Source organism: Kitasatospora sp. GP30 (assembly GCF_029892145.1).
Taxonomy (GTDB): Bacteria; Actinomycetota; Actinomycetes; order Streptomycetales; family Streptomycetaceae; genus Kitasatospora; species Kitasatospora acidiphila.
Genome location: NZ_JARZAH010000020.1, coordinates 62,856 through 82,058 on the forward strand (window position 1 = coordinate 62,856; position 19,203 = coordinate 82,058).

At 68.8% G+C, this 19,203-nt stretch carries 23 protein-coding genes; 10 read left to right on the forward strand and 13 right to left on the reverse strand.

Translation table 11 applies throughout. The features are described 5' to 3' along the window. The first annotated feature begins 159 nt into the window (after nt 1-159). Together P3T35_RS24750 and P3T35_RS24755 are read left to right on the forward strand one after the other, a co-directional pair. Complete coding sequence (locus tag P3T35_RS24750) at nt 160-1,908, forward strand: S53 family peptidase (RefSeq protein ID WP_180356718.1); 1,749 nt, start codon at nt 160-162, stop codon at nt 1,906-1,908. A gap of 150 nt (nt 1,909-2,058) precedes the next feature. Beyond that, nucleotides 2,059-2,682 (forward strand): GNAT family protein, encoded by a 624-nt coding sequence (locus tag P3T35_RS24755; protein ID WP_101385443.1) that lies wholly within the window; start codon nt 2,059-2,061, stop codon nt 2,680-2,682. A 31-nt stretch (nt 2,683-2,713) separates the two neighbouring features. On the opposite strand, the gene P3T35_RS24760 is transcribed toward P3T35_RS24755, so the two are convergent. From P3T35_RS24760 to P3T35_RS24780, 5 genes are all read right to left on the reverse strand, one after another. Further along, nucleotides 2,714-3,487 carry a class I SAM-dependent methyltransferase gene (locus tag P3T35_RS24760; RefSeq protein ID WP_101383474.1) on the reverse strand — a complete coding sequence of 258 codons (774 nt, stop codon included), beginning with the start codon at nt 3,485-3,487 and terminating at the stop codon, nt 2,714-2,716. 118 nt (nt 3,488-3,605) lie between these two features. Then, nucleotides 3,606-4,394 carry an SDR family oxidoreductase gene (locus tag P3T35_RS24765; protein ID WP_101383473.1) on the reverse strand — a complete coding sequence of 263 codons (789 nt, stop codon included), beginning with the start codon at nt 4,392-4,394 and terminating at the stop codon, nt 3,606-3,608. 71 nt (nt 4,395-4,465) lie between these two features. Then, complete coding sequence (locus tag P3T35_RS24770) at nt 4,466-5,041, reverse strand: TetR/AcrR family transcriptional regulator (RefSeq protein ID WP_101383472.1); 576 nt, start codon at nt 5,039-5,041, stop codon at nt 4,466-4,468. A gap of 32 nt (nt 5,042-5,073) precedes the next feature. After that, on the reverse strand, nt 5,074-5,616 hold the full coding sequence (locus P3T35_RS24775; protein ID WP_280707745.1) for a class I SAM-dependent methyltransferase: 543 nt from the start codon (nt 5,614-5,616) through the stop codon (nt 5,074-5,076). A gap of 147 nt (nt 5,617-5,763) precedes the next feature. Further along, nucleotides 5,764-6,477 (reverse strand): ATP-binding protein, encoded by a 714-nt coding sequence (locus tag P3T35_RS24780; RefSeq protein WP_101383471.1) that lies wholly within the window; start codon nt 6,475-6,477, stop codon nt 5,764-5,766. A gap of 261 nt (nt 6,478-6,738) precedes the next feature. On the opposite strand from P3T35_RS24780, the gene P3T35_RS24785 reads away from it, so the two are divergent. From P3T35_RS24785 to P3T35_RS24795, 3 genes are all read left to right on the forward strand, one after another. Next, nucleotides 6,739-7,599: a helix-turn-helix transcriptional regulator gene (locus P3T35_RS24785; RefSeq protein WP_280707813.1), complete on the forward strand. Its 861-nt coding sequence runs from the start codon at nt 6,739-6,741 to the stop codon at nt 7,597-7,599. A 20-nt stretch (nt 7,600-7,619) separates the two neighbouring features. Then, entirely contained in the window at nt 7,620-7,835 is a 216-nt protein-coding gene (locus tag P3T35_RS24790) for a DUF397 domain-containing protein (protein ID WP_101383469.1), read from the forward strand. A 190-nt stretch (nt 7,836-8,025) separates the two neighbouring features. Further along, nucleotides 8,026-8,238 (forward strand): DUF397 domain-containing protein, encoded by a 213-nt coding sequence (locus P3T35_RS24795; protein ID WP_280707749.1) that lies wholly within the window; start codon nt 8,026-8,028, stop codon nt 8,236-8,238. A 103-nt stretch (nt 8,239-8,341) separates the two neighbouring features. Here P3T35_RS24795 and P3T35_RS24800 read toward each other — a convergent pair whose 3' ends face one another. Next, nucleotides 8,342-9,118 (reverse strand): SDR family oxidoreductase, encoded by a 777-nt coding sequence (locus P3T35_RS24800; protein WP_101383467.1) that lies wholly within the window; start codon nt 9,116-9,118, stop codon nt 8,342-8,344. Between the two features lie 181 nt (nt 9,119-9,299). Between P3T35_RS24800 and P3T35_RS24805 the strand changes: the two genes are divergently transcribed. Next, nucleotides 9,300-10,148, forward strand: coding sequence for a helix-turn-helix transcriptional regulator (locus tag P3T35_RS24805; protein ID WP_101383466.1), 849 nt, complete (start codon nt 9,300-9,302; stop codon nt 10,146-10,148). 88 nt (nt 10,149-10,236) lie between these two features. Here P3T35_RS24805 and P3T35_RS24810 read toward each other — a convergent pair whose 3' ends face one another. Both P3T35_RS24810 and P3T35_RS24815 read right to left on the reverse strand, forming a co-directional pair. Beyond that, entirely contained in the window at nt 10,237-11,286 is a 1,050-nt protein-coding gene (locus P3T35_RS24810) for an HD domain-containing protein (protein ID WP_280707752.1), read from the reverse strand. A gap of 137 nt (nt 11,287-11,423) precedes the next feature. Then, the gene (locus tag P3T35_RS24815) at nt 11,424-12,074 is read right to left on the reverse strand and encodes a CatB-related O-acetyltransferase (RefSeq protein WP_101383464.1); all 651 of its coding nucleotides are present in this window, start codon (nt 12,072-12,074) and stop codon (nt 11,424-11,426) included. Between the two features lie 240 nt (nt 12,075-12,314). Between P3T35_RS24815 and P3T35_RS24820 the strand changes: the two genes are divergently transcribed. The 4 genes from P3T35_RS24820 to P3T35_RS24835 all read left to right on the forward strand — a co-directional run bounded on the left by P3T35_RS24820 (nt 12,315) and on the right by P3T35_RS24835 (nt 15,855). Continuing rightward, the gene (locus P3T35_RS24820; RefSeq protein WP_101383463.1) at nt 12,315-12,764 is read left to right on the forward strand and encodes a hypothetical protein; all 450 of its coding nucleotides are present in this window, start codon (nt 12,315-12,317) and stop codon (nt 12,762-12,764) included. A gap of 8 nt (nt 12,765-12,772) precedes the next feature. Then, on the forward strand, nt 12,773-13,753 hold the full coding sequence (locus P3T35_RS24825) for a trypsin-like peptidase domain-containing protein (RefSeq protein ID WP_101383462.1): 981 nt from the start codon (nt 12,773-12,775) through the stop codon (nt 13,751-13,753). Next, on the forward strand, nt 13,743-14,966 hold the full coding sequence (locus P3T35_RS24830; RefSeq protein WP_180356716.1) for a protein kinase: 1,224 nt from the start codon (nt 13,743-13,745) through the stop codon (nt 14,964-14,966). Before P3T35_RS24825 ends, P3T35_RS24830 begins: the two co-directional genes overlap by 11 nt. A 106-nt stretch (nt 14,967-15,072) precedes the next feature. After that, the gene (locus P3T35_RS24835) at nt 15,073-15,855 is read left to right on the forward strand and encodes a hypothetical protein (protein ID WP_101383460.1); all 783 of its coding nucleotides are present in this window, start codon (nt 15,073-15,075) and stop codon (nt 15,853-15,855) included. 21 nt (nt 15,856-15,876) lie between these two features. On the opposite strand, the gene P3T35_RS24840 is transcribed toward P3T35_RS24835, so the two are convergent. The 5 genes from P3T35_RS24840 to P3T35_RS24860 form a co-directional block, all read right to left on the reverse strand. After that, nucleotides 15,877-16,833: a hypothetical protein gene (locus tag P3T35_RS24840; RefSeq protein ID WP_101383459.1), complete on the reverse strand. Its 957-nt coding sequence runs from the start codon at nt 16,831-16,833 to the stop codon at nt 15,877-15,879. 137 nt (nt 16,834-16,970) lie between these two features. Then, nucleotides 16,971-17,375 (reverse strand): peptidase inhibitor family I36 protein, encoded by a 405-nt coding sequence (locus P3T35_RS24845; protein ID WP_101383458.1) that lies wholly within the window; start codon nt 17,373-17,375, stop codon nt 16,971-16,973. 117 nt (nt 17,376-17,492) lie between these two features. Beyond that, nucleotides 17,493-18,536: a transposase domain-containing protein gene (locus P3T35_RS24850; protein WP_101383457.1), complete on the reverse strand. Its 1,044-nt coding sequence runs from the start codon at nt 18,534-18,536 to the stop codon at nt 17,493-17,495. An 86-nt stretch (nt 18,537-18,622) separates the two neighbouring features. Beyond that, nucleotides 18,623-18,886, reverse strand: coding sequence for a hypothetical protein (locus P3T35_RS24855; protein ID WP_101383456.1), 264 nt, complete (start codon nt 18,884-18,886; stop codon nt 18,623-18,625). Nucleotides 18,887-18,957: 71 nt separating this feature from the next. Further along, a complete protein-coding gene (locus P3T35_RS24860) occupies nt 18,958-19,101 on the reverse strand; it encodes a hypothetical protein (RefSeq protein WP_180356715.1) in 144 nt (47 codons plus the stop codon). Nucleotides 19,102-19,203 lie beyond the last annotated feature (102 nt).

Here is a 19,203-nt window from a genome sequence, read left to right on the forward strand (position 1 = left end):
CTCGCCTCCCGGGAGCAATGCTAAGTATACAAAGTACATGTCTGTCGTACACATACATCGAACGCTGTGTTGGTATGCGTGCGATGTATGTGTACGCATCGAGTTCCTGCTGTTTCACTCCCAGGCCCCGGGAGGCTGGGGCCGGAAGCTGGTGACACCATGTCGCGCAGCCACTACCTCGCGCTGCCGGACAGCGACCGAACGCCACGCCGTGGCGCCGTGGTCGCCGGACCGGTCAGCCCGAACGAAACCCTGTCCGTCACCGTCTACCTGCGACGCGACCCCGCTGCCCCCGCCACGCCCGACCCCACCGACTACGCCATGGTGCCGCCCACCCAGCGCGCCGCTCCCGACGAGGCGGCGCTGAACGCCGCCAACCGGGCCGCGCCGCAGGACGTGGAGGCGGTCGAGCGGTTCGCCGCCCGCCACGGGCTGACGGTCAGCTCCGTCAACGAGCTGGCCCGCAGCGTCCGGTTGACCGGCACCACCGCCCAGATGTCCGAGGCCTTCCAGGTCACCCTGGCCCGCTACACCTACCGGGACCGCGACCAGCGCCACCGCAGCTACCGCGGCCGCCAGGGCGCGGTGCACGTGCCCGCCGAGCTGCACGGGATCATCACCGCCGTGCTCGGCCTGGACAACCGGCCGCTGGGCGCCAACCTGCTGACCCGTCAGACCGCCAGGATCCCACTCACCCAGCTGCCCGCCAGGGCGGGTGGCGGCCTGCCGCCCGGCACCTTCCTGCCGACCGACCTGGCCGCCCCCTACGCCTACCCCGGCTCGCTGGACGGCACCGGCCAGACCATCGCCGTGCTCGCCTTCAACGGCCAGACCCAGCCCGGCGTGCCGTCCGGCGGCTACAGCCCGTCCGCGTTGCAGACCTACTTCACCCAGCTGCTGAACGCCCCGATGCCGCAGATCACCGACGTCACGGTGCACGGCCCCGGCAACGATCCGGGCCAGGACGACGGGCAGGGCGATCCCGCCGACAGCACCGGCGAGATCATGCTCGACCTGCAGATGGTCGGGGCGCTGGCACCCGGCGCCAAGATCGTCGTCTACTTCACCGAGTTCACGGAGCAGGGCTGGGTGGACGCGATGAACGCGATCGCCACCGACACCGCCAACCGCCCCGGCATCATCTCGTGCAGCTACGGCAACCCGGAGGACGATCCGGGCTCGGCGTGGACCAGGATGGCGATCACCGCCGTCGACCAGGCCTTCGCCCAGGCGGCGCTGCGCAACATCAGCATCTGCTGCGCGTCCGGTGACGACGGCTCCCGCGACCAGGGCAGCGACAACCGGGCGCACGCCGACTTCCCGGCGTCCAGCCCGCATGTCCTCGGCGTCGGCGGCACCCGGCTGGTGGCCGACGGCGGGCAGGTGGTCAGCGAGACGGTCTGGGACGACGGGCCGGGCAGCGCCACCGGCGGCGGGGTCAGCCGCTGGTTCCCGGTGCCGACCTGGCAGGCCTCGGCGCCGGTGCCGCCGTCGGCCAATCCGCCGCATCAGAAGGGCCGCGGGGTGCCGGACGTCTCCGCGCTCGCCGACCCGCAGACCGGAGTGGTGATCATCAGCGTGGACGGTCAGCACCTGGTCCAGATCGGGGGCACCAGCGCGGCCGCACCGCAGTGGTCCGCGCTGCTGGCCCGGGTCAACCAGGGCCTGGGCGCGCCGGTCGGGTTCCTCAACCCGCTGCTGTACGGCAAGTTGGCGAGCGGCGTGCTGCGGGACATCACCCAGGGCAGCAACGGCGCCTACCCGGCCGGCCCCGGCTGGGACGCCTGTTCGGGCTTCGGCAGCCCCGGCGGCCAGGCCCTGCTGGACGGCCTCAAGGCGCTGGGCAGCTCGAAGGCCCAGATCCCGGCTCCGTCCACGCCGGCCCAGAGCGAGGTGCCGATGGGCTGACCAAGAGTCCTGTCAGGGGCGGCACTTGGACCGCCGCCCTTGAAAGGCCGTTGTGCTGGAAGGCCGTTGCTCTGGGGGCCGATGCGTTGGAGGGCCGTTGCGCGGAAAACCCGTTGCCCGCCGCACCGAACGCCACCCACAATGCGCGCCATGAGTGATGATCACCAGGACGCCGACACCTTCGCTGATTTCTCCGTCAAACCCACCCTCACCGGCGAGTTGGTGATCCTGCGCCCGTTCGAGCTGGAGCAGGACGCCCCGGTCATCCGCGAGTGGCTGACCGACCCGGAGGTGCTCCGCTTCACGGACGGCGATCCTGGCACACCGCCGCCGTGGGACGAGGAGGCCGAGCGGACCATGCGGGAGTGGTACGGCACTCGGGCCGACCAGCCCGACCGGCTCGACCTGGCGATCGTGGACCGCGCCACCGGGCACTGCGTCGGCGAGGCGGTACTCAACCAGTGGCGCCCGGCCGACCGCAGCTGCAGCTTCCGGATCCTGCTGACCGCCGCCGGGCGCGACCGGGGCCTGGGCACCGAGGCGCTGCGGCTGATCGTCGGGTACGGCTTCGAGCGACTCGGCCTGCACCGCATCTCGCTCACCGTCTACGGCCACAACCCGCGCGGCCGCCGCAGCTACGAGAAGGCCGGCTTCGTCCTGGAGGGCACCCGGCGCCAGGTGCTGCGCTTCGGCGAGGAGTGGGTGGACGACCACGACATGGCCATCCTCGCCCCGGAATGGGCCCAGCACCGGGGCTACCCCGAACTGGCCTGACGCCGTTCGGGTGGCCCCCAGCAGCGGGTTGTCAGTCGACCGGCTTCTCCCAGACCGAGACGTGCTGGGCGCTGTCGTCCGCGAACGGCTTGCGCGTCCAGCCGTCCCAGCGCTCGCGCAGGCGCAGTCCGGCGAGTTGGGCCATCAGGTCCAGCTCGGCCGGCCAGACGTACCGGAACGGCACCTCGCGGTGCTCGCCGCGGCCGTCGGCGGTGACGCTGATGTAGTGGCAGTTCGCCGCCTGGGTGACGGTGTCGTACTGCGAGTAGGCCCAACCACTCGTGCTGTTGTGCGAGTTGTGGAAGCTGTGGAAGGGGACGATGTTCTGCCCGGCCGGGATCTTCCGCAGCTCCGGCACCATGGTCTCGATGACGAAGGTGCCCCCGGGTGCGAGATGCGCCGCGGCGTTGCGGAAGCAGGCGACCTGGGCCTCCTGCGTGGTCAGGTTCATGATGGTGTTGTAGACCAGGAAGACCAGCGAGAACGGCCCGTCCATGGTGGTGTCCACGGTGGTGGTGGCCATGTCGCCGATCGTCACGCCGATGTCGTCGCCGCCGGGCTTGGCCCGCATCCGGGCCACCATCGCACGGGACAGCTCGATGCCGTGGACCGGGACGCCCCGCTGCGCGAGTGGCAGCGCGATCCGTCCCGTCCCGACGGCGAGTTCCAATGCCCGTCCGCCAGCGGCCAGTTCGGCCAGGAAGTCCACGGTCGACTCGATAACGTCGGGCTGGTACGCGGGACTTGATGGCTGGTCGTAGCGCTCTGCGATTTTCTCTCCGAAGTACCCGTCTCTATCGATCACCAGTGGACGGTACCTCGGCGACCGCCGGGGCGCTGGGGATTTTCCGCCGCAACTCTGGCCGCTCGGCGGCTATGGGGCATGGGGCTTTTGCGGCTTTGCGGCTTTGCGGCTGCGGGGGCTATGCGGCCTTAAGCGTGCCGCCGTCGATGACGTAGTCGGCGCCGTGGATATTGGCTGCGCGCTCGGACAGCAGGAAGGCGACCAGGTCCGCCACCTCTTCGGGCTGCGTGAGGCGTCCCGAGGCCATGCCGAACTGCCCTGGAAGACCGGCGAGAAGGTCGCCGTGGTTGACGCCGAACGCCGCGGCCACCTGGCCGCCGAACCCGTTCGGGTCGGTCCACATCGGGCTCGCGGTGACGCCCGGCGAGACGGTGTTGACCCGGACGCCGCGCGGCGCCAGTTCCTCGCTGAGCCGCTTGCCGAACTGCGTCAGCGCGGCCTTGGCCTCGGCGTACCCGACCGGGGACCCGGTAGGCACGCGGGCGTTGATCGACGAAATATTCACGATGGCGCCCTTGCGCTCCAGGATGCTCGGCAGTGCCGCCCTGGTCGTCCACACCGCACTGAACAGGTTGAGGTCGAAGACGGCTTGCCACTGCTCGTCGTCGGTGTCCAGGAAGCCGGCGAGGGATACCTTGTCCGGGTCGCCGGCGCCGACGTTGTTGACGAGGAAGTCGAGCCCGCCGACTTCTGCGATTGCCTGCTGGGCCACCGTCGTTGCCCCCTCGCGGGTGCTCAGGTCGGTGGCTATGACGGCGGCGGCCGCCTTCTCCAGCTCCGGGGTGATGGTGCGGGCGGCGCCCACCACCTTGACGCCCTCCGCCGCCAGCGCCTGGGTGATGGCGAGGCCGATGCCGCGGCTCGCGCCGGTCACGAGGGCGGTCTTGCCGGTGATTCCGAGGTCCATGAGGGTCCCTTTCTTGAACTACAGGTCAAAAATCGAGCCGCAAAAATGGCCCCTGCCGGGGTAGTTGCGGGTCAGAGGCCGGCGAGAGCGGTGTCGATGATCTGGTGCAGGACCGGGCCGTCGAACGTCCTGACCATGACGCGCAGGCCCACGATGGTGTTCATCAGGAACCGCGCCTGGGCGTTGGGATCGACCTCGGCAGCGACATCGCCGTCGAGCCGGCCCTTCTCGATGCGCCCGGCGAGCAACTGGATGCTGCGCTCCACCATGCGGCGCACCACCAGGGCGGCCTCCTCGTCCTGCGCACCAAGCTCCAGCTCGGTGTTCATGGCAAGGCAGCCGCGCCGGACCGGCCCGTTCAGATCCGCCTCCACAAGGAGCACCAGGTAGGCGCGGATGCACTCCTTGGCGGTACCCGGTCGCGCGAGGACCTCCTCCGTCAGCTCGAAGCCGACGCGGCCGTATCGATCGAGTGCCTTGCCGAACAACTCCCGCTTGGAGCCGAAGGCGTGGTACAGGCTGCCCTTCGCCACGCCGGTGGCCTCGGCCAAGTCGGCGGGCGAGGTGCCGGCGTAGCCGTTGGTCCAGAACGTCTCCATCGCCCGTGCGACGACGACGTCCGGTTCGAAGCTCTTCGGCCTGCCCATGGTTGGACCGTATCGAGTAGTTGACCCATGGGTCAATAATCATTGTTCGCCTTATGGAACAGCAGGCAGGCGTGCGGGACGCGGGCCCCGGGTTCCTCCAGCAACTGGGCCTGCGTCACGAAGCCCGTGCCGGTGGCGAGTTCGGCGATGCGGTCGGGTTGGAGGAGGTGGACGTCGAGGGCCATGGGGTGGCCGCCGTAGCCCTCGCGCTTGCGGCGGACTTCGTCGCCGACATGGAAGCCGAGCAGCAGGTAGCCACCGGGGGCCAGGGCCCGGTGGAACTCGGCGAAGGCGGCGGGGAGTTCGGCGGATGGGAGGTGGATGATCGAGTACCAGGCGACAATGCCGGCGAGTTGGCCGCCGGGGAGGTCGAGGGCGGTCATGGTGCCGGTGTCGAACCGCAGGTGGGGGTGGTCGCGCCGAGCCACCTCGACCATCCCCGGCGAAAGGTCGATCCCGCATACGTCCAGGCCCAGTTGGTGCAGATGCGCCGTCACATGACCGGGCCCGCAGCCCACGTCAGCGACCGGGCCGCCACCCGACGCGAGCACAAGTTCGGCGAAGGCGCCAAGCATGCCCCGCCCCAACTTGTCGCGCTGGAAAGGCGGGTCGCACGAAGGCGGCGTAGTCGACGGCGACGGTGTCGTAGGAGGTGCGGGTCTCGGTGAGGTAGGTGGGCTCCTCGATCATGCGGGTGACCATATCGCTGAGGTATTGGGCCGTCAGCAGCCGCTGGCGGGCCGGATGCGGAGCACATGGCGGTTGTCGCGGAGGGCGAAGGGGAGCGCCACTTCGCCCTGGCGTTCGAGAGCCTCGGTGGCGCGGGGGACGGCGTCCGGGCAGGTGAGGTGATGAGCAAACCAATCGGACTGCATGTCGCCCAAGGGCAGGCGGTGCAGCGACTCCCAGGTGGCGGTGAGCGCGTCGGAGAGGCGCGCGAAGGTCGCAGGGGGCGCGATGCCTTCGATCTCCACCATGACCGGGCGGGGGATCCGGGGCTGCTCGAGTTCGGTGGGCGTAGGGCCGACGAGGCACCAGGTGCGCTTGCCGATGCCGTTGCGGGGGCCGTGCCCCCAGGCCCTGGCGAGCTCGTTGACCAGGTGGAGGCCGCGCCCGCCTTTCTGGTCCACCGTCAGGGACTTGAGCTCGGGCCTCGCGTCAGCCCTGGCGTCGTCGACGGCGATGAGGAGTTCGCCGTCGATGAGCTCCACCCCCACCCAGATCAGGTTCCCGGGCGGGGTGCCGTGCCGCCAAGCGTTGGTGACCAACTCACTGACCAGCAACTCCCCCGCATCCAGGAAGCGCTCGCCCCCGGAGGTGCGAGCTAGGTAGTCGCGCAGGAGCCGGCGAGCCAGGGCGGGCGTGCGCTTGCTCCGCGGGAACCAGCAGTCCGCGGGGGTGGTGAACCGGGGGGTGGGGGCGGGGGTTTCGGGCATGGCGAGCTCCGTGGGGTGGATGGTTGGTGAACTCGGCGCAGGAGCGTGCACCTGGCGACAGCCAGCCGAGGGCATAGGAATGCCCGGGCAACGAGCCGCCAGCGTCACTGTCGGTCGTCCTTGCAACTACCCTTCGTAGGGTCCTCGCAAGCAAGTCAAAGTGCAAGTCAGACACCAAAAGAAAGCTGCACCCCTGCGCTGCCGAGTAGCATGCCGAGCGATGAGGCTTGATCCAGCTATACAGAGGGGGCGTTCGTGGGAGTGGAGCAGCGGCCGACCGTACGCCGCCGAGTCCTCGGGACCAACCTGCGGCGGTTGCGCGAGGATCTCGGTCTCCTCCTGGAGGACGCTGCCGCGCAGTTGAGTTGTCACCCCGCAAAGATCAGCCGCATCGAGTCCGGCCGGAGTGGCATCCGCCCGCTCGACCTGAAGGCGCTGCTCGATCTGTACAGCGTGGTGAATCCGCAGGAACGTGATGGCTGGCTCGCCCTCGCCCGGGAGGGACGCCATCAGCGATGGTGGCGGATGTTGGAAGATCAGCTTCCCCAGGACTTCTTGGATCTGATCGGACTTGAGGAAGACGTCTCGGAGTGCCGAGGGTTCCAGCCAAGCGTGATTCCAGGTCTCTTTCAGACGGAGGCGTACGCCACCGCCATCATCCAGGGTGGCTCGGCCGGTCCACTGACTGACTCGCAACGGATAAAGGTCCAGGTGCGGATGGAGCGTCAAAAGGCGCTCACTCGTGCACAGCCGGCCCCGTTGACCACGTGGCTGATCCTCGGCGAGGCGGCCCTGCGCCAACAAGTGGGCGGGCCCGCCGTACTGCACAATCAGCTACTTCATCTGGCAGAGGTTGCGCTGCTTCCGAACGTCACTGTGCAGGTACTACCCTTCACCGCAGGCGCCGTCATGGGCGGACCGTTCCCGTTCATGGCCTACCGCTTCCCTCCGCCCTCAAGCCTGGAGGTCGTGGTCCTGGAGAACGCCACCAGCCACGCCTACCTGGAAGATCCGAGGGAGACGGCTCCTTACGACCACGCTTTCAACCACCTACGCGCAGCAGCATTGAGCGTCCTGGAATCTGAGGCTTTCATTACCAGGCTGGCCAGCGAACTGCCCTGACTTTAGAGATGATTCGGCACATGTCTACCCCATCGCACCAGTGGTTCAAGAGCAGTTACAGCGGACAGAACGGCGAATGCATAGAGGTCCGCCGCTCCGAAGCCGGCCTTGATGTACGTGACTCCAAAGACCCGCAGGGGCCCATCCTGGCGTTCCCCCACAGCGCCTGGCGAGCCTTCGTGACATCCGTCCATGACGGCACTGTCACTACGCCCGATGGGCATTGCGTTCCCTGAGCCCGCCCGGGGAGAGCAGCGTCTTGCAGGACCATCCCCCGATGACATTCGTGACTCGAAGGACACGGGAGGGCCAATGTTGGCCTTCTCTGTCAGCGCGTGGAGCGCGTTCATAGCGGGCATCCGCTACGGGGCCCTCCGGCGCGCCTGTTGGTTGGCGCCTCTCCAGAAACCGCAGCGAGGAGCACACATGCGAGCGAAGTCGGAACCCATGCCCTATACGTGGCGCAAGTCCACGTTCTCCGGGGCACAAAACGAGTGCATCGAGGTCGCTGACGGCTGCCCCGGAGTGATCCCGGTTCGCGACTCCAAGAACCCCGGTGGCCCTGCCCTCGTCTTCCCCACCGAGACCTGGTCGACGTTCATCGCCAGCCTCCGCGAGGGCGGCTTCCCCACCCCCTGAGCCCCGTGCCTACCGCTCAACTCCCCTGCGAGGCCCAGGATCGCTCCTGGGCCTCGCACCGCGCGCTCATGTAGTCGGCACGCATACCGAGTGCCGTACGGGCTCAGCTGGGCTGGCCGGTCGGCATGATGGTGACCTGCTGGAGGTTGACGCGCGGCGGGAGGGCGGCCAGGAAGGCGATCGTTTCGGCGACGTCCTGCGGGGTCAGCCAGTCCATCGTCTGCTTGGAGTCGGCCAGCCACTGCTGGGCGCCCGTGTCGGTGACGTGGCTCTGCAGTTCGGTGCCGACGATGCCCGGTTCCAAGGCCGAGACCCGCACGTTCTTCGCGCCCAACTCGGCGCGCAGGTGCCGGGACAGGTGGGTGACGTAGGCCTTGGTGGCGGAGTAGACGGCGAAGGTCGGGAAGATGTTCTGCGCCGCGATCGAGGAGGTGTTGATCAGGTCGGCCACGCCGCGCTCGGCCGCGCCCGCCACCAACTGCGGGGTGAAGGCGCCGATCACGTTCATCAGGCCGGTGATGTTGAGGTCGATCTGCTGCTGCCACTGGTCGGTGGCCAGTTCCTCGATCGGAGCCGGGAGCATCACCCCGGCGTTGTTGAAGAGCAGGTCGGCGGTGCCGAGTTCGGCCTCGATCTGCTCGGCGGCCGCCCGCACCGCTGCGACGTCCGTGACGTCCACGGCGATCGCCAGCGCGGTGCCGCCGTCCTTGCGGATCCGGGTGACCAGTTCGTCCAGGCGGTCCGCGCGCCGGGCCAGCACGGCGACCTTGGCACCGAGTTCGGCGAGCTTCTCGGCGGTGGCCTCGCCGATTCCGCTGGAGGCGCCGGTAATTACCGCGACGCGACCGGTGAGCGACTGGGCAGGGGTGTGAACAGACATGTGAATGCGCCTTCGGTACTGGGAGGTTGAGTGTTCGTCCGGCTGACTCTCCGTCGGCCGCACATCCATCTGACCACCGCCGAGGGGCCTTGGAAGCGGCTTGAATGGCCCGCCCGAGGCAGGTACTGGCAGGGCCACCCTCGCGCACCAGCACGCCAGTTCGCTGTCCCACAATGGGTTCATGGACCGTAGCAGCGAGCTCGCCGACTTCCTCCGCTCCCGCCGGGCCCGGATCGCCCCCGAGCAGGCGGGCCTGCCGGCCGGCGGCCGGGCGCGGCGGGTGCCCGGCCTGCGCCGTGACGAGGTCGCACGGCTGGCCGGGGTGAGCACCGAGTACTACACCCGGCTGGAGCAGGGCCGCTCCGGCCGCCCCTCCCCCGAGGTGGTCGACGCGCTGGCCCGCGCCCTGCAGCTCGACCCGGTCGAGCACGAGCACCTGAACGACCTGCTGGCCCGCCCCGGCACGGCGAGGCAGAGCAGCGCCGCCCCGCAGCGGGTGCGCCCGGGCCTGCACTTGATGCTGCAGACCCTGGAGCACGTCCCGGCCCTCGTCCTGGGCCGGCGCACCGATGTGCTGGCCGCCAACCGGCTGGCCCGCGAGGTGCTGACCGACTTCGACGCGCTGCCGGCCACCCAGCGCAATGTGGCCCGCTACTACCTGCTCGACCCCACCGCCCGGGAGAAGGTCGGCGACTGGGCCCGGATCGCCGCAGAGACCGTGGCGATCCTGCGACTTGAGGCCGGCCGCTATCCGCACGACCGCCGGCTGGCCGATCTGGTCGGCGAACTCACCCTGCGCTGCCCCGAGTTCACCACCTGGTGGAACGACCACAAGGTGCTGCGCCGCACCCACGGCAGCAAGTCCTACGTGCACCCTGAGGTCGGCGAGCTGCACTTCGCCTACGAGTCCTTCCAGCCCCCGGGCGATCCCGACCAGACGCTGTGCGTCTACAACGTCGAGCCGGGTTCGCCCACCGCCGACGCGGTGCGGCTGCTGGCCAGTTGGACGGCCGACCCGGCCACTCGGTGACCTCTGGCCGCGCAGCCGACGTTGGCCCTGTCGGGACGCCTCGCTCGGTTGCTGTGCCGGGCCGGCGTCAGCGTGTTGACTGTGTCACTCAGCTCCACCAGACGCGGAAGGTGGTGGGCAGCAACCTCAGGGCGTTCAATTCAGCCGCCAGCTCGGGCGCGGACACCTCGATTCGCTCTCCTTCCACCAGCGGTGCGGAGCTGTAGATCTTGCGCAGTGAGAAGTCCCACCCGGATGGATCCCCGGAAGCATGTCCAGCCACGACCTTCAGCCGGTGCGGCTCGTACCGGACCATGCCGCTCTCCGCTCGAGTGGCGGCACAGGAGTCGAATGCGGACCAGAGCTGGGGATCGGCCATCCGGGCGAGCTGGGCCGGGGTGAGCGTGGTGTTGTCGAGTAGCCGGCCGGCCAGACGCCGGACCACCGAGCTGGTACCCACGCTGTCCCACGACGTGTGGAGCCGTGCTTCGCCGCAGACCAGGGAGACAAGTGATGCTGCGGTCTCATGGTCGGTCGACACCACCGACTCCTCGAGGTCGAGATGGGTCAGCATGACTGCTGGATCGGCATCGAGGCGCCCGGCGGCACGCCCACTGCGCACGAAGGAGTCGAGATGGTCGAGGTTCAGCAGGCCGGAGCGGCCGATGAGGGGCGAGAGCTGCTGCCCGCCGAGTGCGGCGGTGACGGCCTCCGCACCGATCCCGTGCCTCTCCAGCACTGGACGGATCGGCTCAGCCCGCAACACCTGCAAGCCGATTGCGTGATGGTCGAGGCCGCCGATGCCTTCGAAGGTGTGGCTCAATGGGAGGTGCCCGATGTCGTGCAACAGCGCGGCGACCCGCAGGAGTTCGTCCTCCGGACGGAAGTGTGCGACCAGCGCGAGGACACCGAGAGTGTGCTCGAGCCTGGAGTACGACTGCAGAGTGGTGATCGTCGTGGCCCCTCCGTGCGTGATGAAGTGCAGGCGCCGCAGCGGTTCGGTACGGAGCAGCTCGACTTCCACGGGGTTCAGGCGGACGGGTATCCGCCACAGCGGGTCGGTGAACACCGGGGCCATGCCCACGACATTGGTCGGGACCGACCGTGCGATCTCATCCCCGGGGCCCTGCAACGAGCTCTGATCCATGTGGATAGCCATCGGGTCACTCTAGGGCTGACACCGGCTGCAGGTCTCCCACCGATCAACTGCTCCTCTCGCTCCACTCGTTGCAGGACACCTTGCCGTGGCGGACCTCGCCACCACCGGCACGGCGGACTTCAGCCGCGGCACCCCCGTCAAGGCCGCGGCGCGTCCGGCGCGGCGGCCTCCAGGTCGGCGATACTCCCCGACATGATCGTCCGCACATGGTCGGTGATGTGCTCCGCGGGCCAGTTCCACCAGGCCACCGCGAGCAGCCGGGCGATGTCCTCGTCGTTGTAGCGGGTGCGGATGAGGCGGGCCGGGTTGCCGCCGACGATGGCGTAGTCGGGGACGTCGCTGGTGACCACGGCGCCGGAGGCGATGATCGCGCCGTGTCCGATCCGCACGCCCGGCATGACCGTGGTGCTGTGGCCGAACCAGACGTCGTTGCCGACGACGGTGTCACCGCGGTTCGGCAGGCCGGTGAGGAGGTCGACGTGCTCGGCCCAGGAGCCGCCCATGGTGGGGAACGGGAACGTCGAGGGGCCGTCCATCCGGTGGTTGGCACCGTTCATGATGAACCGCACTCCCGTGCCCAGGGCGCAGTACTTGCCGATGATCAGCTTTTCCGGCCCGTAGTGGTAGAGCACATTGCGCGTCTCGAACGCGGTCGGGTCGTCCGGGTCGTCGTAGTAGGAGTACTCCCCGACCTCGATCAGCGGGGACTTCACCAGCGGCTTGAGCAGCACCACGCGCGGGTGCTCGGGCATCGGGTGCAGGACCGTCGGGTCGGCAGGCACTGGCATGGGGCGCGCTTCCTCGTCGCTAGTGGGTTCGCATCCGATCCATGATCGCTGCACCGCACCCTGCCAGGCCACCGACTTCGGCGACGACTGTGTGAGGACATGTCCCAACAGCGGGCAGCGGACGACCCGGAAGTGGTAGAAGGGAAATGCCCACGAGGCAGGGGTGGGTGGCCTCTTGGCCGCGAGAACGCCCTGCTGGCGGCGGGAGCAGCTGCAGGATGCGACTGAGAAGGGGGCTGGGTGTCTCATAGTGAGGACGAGGGCGGCGGTTCAAGGGGGTCGGGCGGGTCGCTCGCAGGGGTTGCGCTCGTCGTTGCCGTCGCGATCGTCGTGGTGTGGCTCGGGTTCCTCGTCTGGCTGGCCATCGACACCGGTGCGAGCGAGATCACGTGGTCACGCTTGCTTGTCGTCCTTGCCTCGGTGGAGGCCGTCGCATTTGCGGCGATCGGCGCGTTGTTCGGCACTACCGTGCAGAAACAGCGAGTTGAGGACCTTAAGGCGCGCACTGACGCCGCCGAAAGCCGCGCGGAGGCGAACCAGACGGCTGCTCTCAACGGCCACAAACTCGCCGCGGCGGTCAAGGCGTCCCGCGGTTCACGTGCGGACGGATCGGCCGAACGGCTCTCGGCCGAGGCTCAGCCCGGCAGTGATCCTCTGCTCGCGCTGGCCAACCGGCTCTTCCCGGACTAGGGGTCGCCATGGACGTGGTCGGGAGGCTGGTGCGTGACGGTGTCGCCGTCGGCACCGCATTCATCGTCACCGCCGACGGGTTGGCTGCCACCGCCGCACACGTGATCGCTCCTCACCCAGAGGCCGAATGGACCTTCGAGCCGCTGACGATGCCCGGGGTGTCGCTGCCGGTCGACACCGCACTTCCGTCAGACGCGGCAGCCGACTTGGCACTCGTGCAGCTTGGCGCGGCCGCCGAGTGGCAGCCCATGGCGCTCGTGTCACACACGAGCGCCACCCCCGGTGATCCGGTTCACCTGCGCGGTTTCGCCGCCTCGCGCGACTACGACTCCGGGGTGGGCCACTATGTGGGCGTAACGGCGGAGACCGGCCGTGCCTGGGTGAAGGTGAGTTGCCGGCACGCTCAACCCGGTATGAGCGGCGCACCGGTGCTGCTCACCGGGACGGGTGGCGTCATCGGTGTCGTGTCCGCCCGTCTCAACGCCGAGCGCTGGAACCGTGACACCGTCCTGCTCTCATGCGTGGAGGACCTCGTCGCGCTCGCGCCGGAGCGTCTGCGTCTCACCGCACCGGTCGGCGGATTCATCCGCGGAACCCTCCGTCTGTCGTGGGTACGGGGAAGTCAGACGGAACTCCTTCTGGAGACTGATGACTTCAACATCTCGTTCGGCCGAAGTTCGGCCAGCCGCGTGTACCTGCCCGACCCTCGCGACAGTCGCTTCCACGGCCAGCTGAGCTTGGTCGGCACGACGCTCGTCTATCAGCACCTCGGCTCCCACCCCGCGTTCCTTGCCGGCGCCACGCGGCAGTTGAGGATCGCCAAGGGCGACTCATGCCCGGTCGGTGACAAGGACCGCATCAGCGTCGCAAGTGGAACGATGCTGGTGGAATTCAGCGCACCTGATCTCTACGACCCGAACGCGGAACCGACGGCGTCAGAGGATGAGGATGCGGATGAGGGTAAGGAGGAAGCAGGAGATGGACGATGACCTGACCGTCGACGGACCGTGCGAGCCTCCTCAGCTTCTCGCCGGCGCACCCGCAGCCGTGGGCGATGTGGTGGCCGGCGGCTGGTCGGTGTCGGAGATCCGTCGTGGCGGCCAATCGTGGGTTCTGATGGTGGACGATGTCGAGCGAGGAGGTCGCCGCGCGATCAAGATCCCGCGCTCCGGTTCATCTGTCGGTGATGCCGAGCTTGCGATGCTCCTGGGACTCGAACCCCATCCCCACGTCGTCACCGCTCTTGACGAGACAGCGATCGGCGGCCGCCGGGGCATCGTGTTGGAATACGCCCCCTCGACGCTGGCCGACTTGCTGAGGCAGTTGCACGACTCCCCCTCGTTCCAGTCTTCGAGCGGCCGGCACACCGACGTCCTCCGCCCGACGGAGGCGCCTCCGGTGCCGGATCGACTCGCTCAGGTACTTCAGGGTGTGTGCGCCGGCCTGGTTCATCTGTCCAAGCGCACGGAGATGGCGCACCTCGACATCAAGCCGTCGAACGTGCTCATCGACGACACGGGTAGCGCCAAGATCGCCGACTTCGGCCTCGCACTGCAGGTCCGCATCCAAGGCGGACGGTTTCCGTCGGCGCGCGGCGGAACCTGGGCATACGCCGCGCCCGAGGCGCTCCGGCAGGAACCGTGCGACACGCGAACGGACATCTTCTCCTTCGGCGTGCTCCTCTATCAGGCCTGTACGGGAAAGCTCCCCTACCCCTTTCCACTGGCATCGGATCCGGCCACGCAGCGTTCCCAGCTTCTTGACTACTACGCGTCCGCAGGACCGCAGGAGCGCACCAAGGAGTTGTACTACTGGGGTCAGGGCACACTGACTCAAGTACCGGCCCCTCCCCCGGCTGAAGACATCAGCATCATCCTCTCCAGTTGCCTTCAAGTGCTGAGCGAGAACCGTCCGTTGTCATTCCGGGACCTCGCCGTCATGCTTGACGCGGGCCTTCGGAGACCGCCGCTGCACACCACGGCCATTCCACTGGTCGAGGCCGACGAGCAGCGCAGGGAACTTGCGTTGTCGCACACCCTGCTCCGGCTGGGCCGCTCCGGCGAGGCTGTGAACCACCTCAACCGGCTGCTGACCGCGCCCCTGCCCCAGGAACTCTTCACAGAGGTGCACCGGACGGCCGTGCATGCCTTGACCGCCGCAGGTCGTCACCTCGAAGCAGCCGCACTCAGAGAATGCCGGTGATCCCATGCCACGATTCGGACTGCGGGAGTGGTGGAGCGAGCGGCGCAAGGGCCCGCTGAACGAGAGTCCACCGGACACGGGTACTGAGGCGAGCCTGCTGGGGCGAGTGGAGGATCTCCTCCAGGACGGTCGGCGCAGAACGGCGATGGATGAAGTCCTGCGGGAGTTGCGCCATCCCTCCCCCAGAGGCTTCCTGGCCCCGCAGATCGCTCGGATGCTCCTGTCGACGAGCCGCACGACCAACCTCCAAGCGGCTGAGCCGCTGACCGGTCAGCAACGGGCAAGCGCGCTTCTGGCAGACCTCATGACGGAGTGTTCGGCTTGCCACACCGTCTGGTGCTCGCCCCATGCTCTCGTTCCCAGCGGCCAGACGATCAGGTCGATCAACCCCGCAGGGCTGCAATGCCAGCAATGCCGGTACACGCTGTGCAAAGACTGCTTGAGCGAATACCCCCCACCGGGCACCGGACCCGTCGACATGCCGCGCATTCCCTACGGTGCCTGCCCAACCCACAGCGAGCTGACCACGCCGGTGCTCCCGACCGGACGCCATGACGTCAAGCCGAGGGATCCCGAAGGGATCGAAGGTGTCATCGTCGCAAGGAACGGCCCCATCCTCCCGACGATGGAGGACGCCCTCCCGTTCGTGACCAAGTTCCTGCCGCTCATCGCCGATGACGCCCCCATCGTCCACATCCGCCGAAGCTTTCCTGGTGCCATGGACAGCGAATCCACCCGCAACCAGCTGGCGATGTCCCACATCCGCGAGTTGGAGCGCGATGGAGTGCTGCTTCCGGGAGCGTGGGAGCGCTCGGAGCGCATGTTCGTTCTCTCGGGCATCAAGCCCGGCACCGACTGCCTGATCACCGTGGTGAGCAAACCAGGATAGGAGCGACCGTCTTGGGCGAACTCACAGCGTGCCACCGGAGTTGACGACGTCGGCGTTCTTGACCACTGCCGCGATGCCCTGCCGCACCTTGGCTAGCTCCTGCTGGTGCGCCTGGATCGCCTCGGTCTCGTAGGCCGACTCGACGGTGAACCAGGTGCCGATGACGTTGGTCTGCTGCCGGCAGGTCGAATCGGCGGTGGCCGCGGCGACCTCCTGGGGCGAGGGGGTGGCGCCGCCGGTCTTCCAACGCGGGTCGTTCCCGGCGTCGTTGGGGGTCGGGTAGCTGAAGCCCTTGGTCCTCATGCAGTCCGACCACTTCCGGAAGACAGTGGTGAGCCGGTCGTCCGTCATGGACTGCCGGTAGAGGTCGAAGTTGATGCTGGTCGCCAGCGGAGAGTCCGCAATCGAGCCTCCCTGCGCGGTGAGTCGCGCGTCGGCTTCACCGAGGCAGCCGCCCTTGGGAATCGGTATGCCGTGGTAGGTCGCGCTCGACGGCGAGCTTCCCGGGCGGGCGCCCGTCAGGACGTTGACCATGTCAGGAGGCATCGGCGTGGGGCTCGGCCGCGCCGGGGCGGGCTCTGCGGGACGATAGCCGTTCGACGGGTCGGCCACGTTGTACCGGTGAGTGGCCTGGGTGCGGGGCGCGCCACCGGACTCGGGCTGCAGGGTGTAGGTGAGGCCGAACCGCTTTATGCACTGGGCGACCAGGGTTCCTCGGGCAGTGTCCACCTGCCCGCGCTGCTCGGTGGTGAACAGGTACGCGTCCACCGGCATGGTCTTGTCGTCCGTGCTGTCCACCACGGGGATCTCACCGATCGCGGGGCGGGGCATTGGCGCCAGCGTGGTCGGGACGGCTGCAGGTGGAAGTGCTGGGCCGGTGGCCCTGGGCCCGGTCGAGGTGGCGCATCCTGCGGTGAACACACCGATCGCGACCAGCGCGGCGGCGATCAGGGGTGTGATGCGGCGAGCGGGAGCCATACCCAAGACATCCTTTGCCTGTGATCGGACCGGACTTGACAAGGGGATTCCGCAGGCCGGCCACGAATTCGCCCTCGTGGCCGGCCGCCGAATTCACTGCACCGCGACTATGTCAACGGAGCACTTTCCGGAAGGGTTTAGAAGAAGTGCTGCGAGGCGTTGTTGTTGTACAGCTCTGAGTCGAGGTTGGTCGCGGTCCACGCGCCGATCGCCTGAGACGGTCCCGACCAGTTGGAGTTGACGTAGATGACCAGGGTGCGCCCGGTCTCGTTGTAGACGCTGGCGGTGTTGTTCTTCACCTGCTGGCCCTGCCCGTCGCAGTTGCCGTTGGAGCAGCCCTCGAAGTACCAGGCCGCGCCGTAGTTGTCGTTGCCGCCATCGCCGTTGAAGGCGCCGGCGAGGTTGGAGTGGTAGAAGAGGCACGCGTCGGTGCCCGAGACGCAGCCACCGGGGCTGGCCGAGGCCGGCGAGGCGCCGATGGCCACCGCGCCGAGGGCGACGACCGACACTGCGGCGGCGGCGATCTTCTTGCGGAGGTTCATGGGATTCCCTTCATCGATCACGGATGTCCGGGGGATTCGATACTGCTGAGCAATTCAGCGGTGCGGCCCGGGACTTTCCGGTCGCTTCCGCCCGCTGCTCACAGGAAAAATTCTGGGTCAGTGCCGAGATACGGTCAACGCTGTTTGATTAGCGTGCGACCGCCCCGAGGAATCCCGCTCCACTGAATCCCGAACCGCCCGCACGTGATGCACCAGGCAGATCCGATCCGCCCGCCGCAGTGCGTGGTGCACCAGCAGCCGTCCGCAGACCTCCTGTTGGATGCCGTCGAAGGTCCGGCTGGTGAGCGGCCCCTTCTCCCCCCGGACGCCGAGCACCGCCTCGCGCAGGGTGCCGTCCGTGGCGGCGGTGCTCGCGAGCACTCCCAACAGCTCGGCAGCCGGCGCCCGTTGGGCGTCCAGCAGGTTGCTGAAGATCCCCGGGGCGAGCACTCGCAGCGGCCGGCCGCCGAGCCTGGTGAGGTACGAGCCGTCGGGCAGCAGTCGTTCCGGGGTGGGGCGGGTGCGGTGGCCGTCCGGTAGCTGCCAGAGCAGCGCGACCCGGGCGGCCGAGAGCGCGTCCAGGTCGGCGAGCCGCAGCGGCTGCCCGCAGACCGTCAACAGCGTGCCGCGGCCCGCCGACCCGAGCAGTCGGCCATCCGGATCGCCCGCGCCCACGGCCGCGTCGAGGACCGTCCCGGTGCCGCTCTCGACCATCGCGACGACGCGCGGCCTGGTGGACCGGCAGGCCCGCTCGGGCAGTTCGAGGGCCTCCTGCTCCAGGTGCGTCAGCCGCAGGCCCCGCCAGTGGCTGCCCGGCAACCCGGGGCGCGCGAGCGGTCGGGCTATCGAGCGCTGCAGGGCGAACAGCGGTGCCGACCCGAGGCGTTCGCGGGCCTGGAAGATGCTCGCCCGGCTCGGCAGCGATTCCGCTCCCCACAGGCCGGCGGCTCGCAGTCCCGTGGTCAGCCGGCCCATGACCTCCTGGTAGGGGGCCGGCGCGAAGAGGTCCATCGCGAGGACGAAGTAGACCATGGTGCGGGCGGAGAGCAGCCGGCGGCGCTTCTCGGTGCGCCCGCAGGCGGCGACCGCACCGTCCACCAGGGCGGGCGGGTAGGTGTGCAACAGCAGGGAGATCCCCGCGTTGTCGGCGAGTTCTGACAAGACGTCTCCTCAAGGGGCGGCAGTGCTCGCGCGGTCCCTGCGGAGTCGGCAGCGGGTCCGGCCGGTCGGGCGAGTCCCAGGACTCGCTAGCGGTCCCGCAATTGCCAGCCGGCGAGCCATGGCGTCCGTTCGAGGGACCGCCGGCACACGCCCCGGGCCGCCCGGTCGGCGGCCGACGGGTCATCGGCGAGCAGGAACAGCGCGAGGTCGGCCCGGCCCGGAGCGCAGTGGACCCGCAGATGCTCGACTCTGTCGACCGGCCCGCTGTACGAGTCGATCAGCTCGGTGAGTATCCGCGCGTCCAACAACGCTCCGGTAGGGCCGGTCAGTTGGAGGGTGATCAGATACATGGCGTTCTCCGGGGGAGGGACGCGGATGCCATGTGCGGTGCCTCGTGCCGTCGACCGGTCGGATCGGCCGGTCAGTGTGTCGGCAGGACCACGCTGCCCCAGCCGTAGCCGTCGGCCACGGTGCCGGCGGCCGCCCGGTGCATGGGGGCGGCGACGGCGGCCCCGAGGCCGAGCGCAAGCAGTGCGGTGAGCGCAAGGACGGCGACCTTCTTCATGGCGGGCTCCAACGTCAGGTGAGTGGTCGGTGACAGGTCGGGTGTGCGCAGCGGGAGTTCTGGTACCCAGGGGGTGCGCGCTCCCCTGGTGCCGCGGCGCTT

Bases quoted from the DNA above. Each gene is read 5' to 3' on its own strand.
- P3T35_RS24750 (WP_180356718.1), top strand. From the start codon at position 160: ATGTCGCGCAGCCACTACCTCGCGCTGCCGGACAGCGACCGAACGCCA.
- P3T35_RS24755 (WP_101385443.1), top strand. From the start codon at position 2,059: ATGAGTGATGATCACCAGGACGCCGACACCTTCGCTGATTTCTCCGTC.
- P3T35_RS24765 (WP_101383473.1), bottom strand. From the start codon at position 4,394: ATGGACCTCGGAATCACCGGCAAGACCGCCCTCGTGACCGGCGCGAGC.
- P3T35_RS24770 (WP_101383472.1), bottom strand. From the start codon at position 5,041: ATGGGCAGGCCGAAGAGCTTCGAACCGGACGTCGTCGTCGCACGGGCG.
- P3T35_RS24775 (WP_280707745.1), bottom strand. From the start codon at position 5,616: ATGCTTGGCGCCTTCGCCGAACTTGTGCTCGCGTCGGGTGGCGGCCCG.
- P3T35_RS24780 (WP_101383471.1), bottom strand. From the start codon at position 6,477: ATGCCCGAAACCCCCGCCCCCACCCCCCGGTTCACCACCCCCGCGGAC.
- P3T35_RS24790 (WP_101383469.1), top strand. From the start codon at position 7,620: ATGTCTACCCCATCGCACCAGTGGTTCAAGAGCAGTTACAGCGGACAG.
- P3T35_RS24795 (WP_280707749.1), top strand. From the start codon at position 8,026: ATGCGAGCGAAGTCGGAACCCATGCCCTATACGTGGCGCAAGTCCACG.
- P3T35_RS24800 (WP_101383467.1), bottom strand. From the start codon at position 9,118: ATGTCTGTTCACACCCCTGCCCAGTCGCTCACCGGTCGCGTCGCGGTA.
- P3T35_RS24805 (WP_101383466.1), top strand. From the start codon at position 9,300: ATGGACCGTAGCAGCGAGCTCGCCGACTTCCTCCGCTCCCGCCGGGCC.
- P3T35_RS24810 (WP_280707752.1), bottom strand. From the start codon at position 11,286: ATGGCTATCCACATGGATCAGAGCTCGTTGCAGGGCCCCGGGGATGAG.
- P3T35_RS24815 (WP_101383464.1), bottom strand. From the start codon at position 12,074: ATGCCAGTGCCTGCCGACCCGACGGTCCTGCACCCGATGCCCGAGCAC.
- P3T35_RS24825 (WP_101383462.1), top strand. From the start codon at position 12,773: ATGGACGTGGTCGGGAGGCTGGTGCGTGACGGTGTCGCCGTCGGCACC.
- P3T35_RS24830 (WP_180356716.1), top strand. From the start codon at position 13,743: ATGGACGATGACCTGACCGTCGACGGACCGTGCGAGCCTCCTCAGCTT.
- P3T35_RS24840 (WP_101383459.1), bottom strand. From the start codon at position 16,833: ATGGCTCCCGCTCGCCGCATCACACCCCTGATCGCCGCCGCGCTGGTC.
- P3T35_RS24845 (WP_101383458.1), bottom strand. From the start codon at position 17,375: ATGAACCTCCGCAAGAAGATCGCCGCCGCCGCAGTGTCGGTCGTCGCC.
- P3T35_RS24855 (WP_101383456.1), bottom strand. From the start codon at position 18,886: ATGTATCTGATCACCCTCCAACTGACCGGCCCTACCGGAGCGTTGTTG.
- P3T35_RS24860 (WP_180356715.1), bottom strand. From the start codon at position 19,101: ATGAAGAAGGTCGCCGTCCTTGCGCTCACCGCACTGCTTGCGCTCGGC.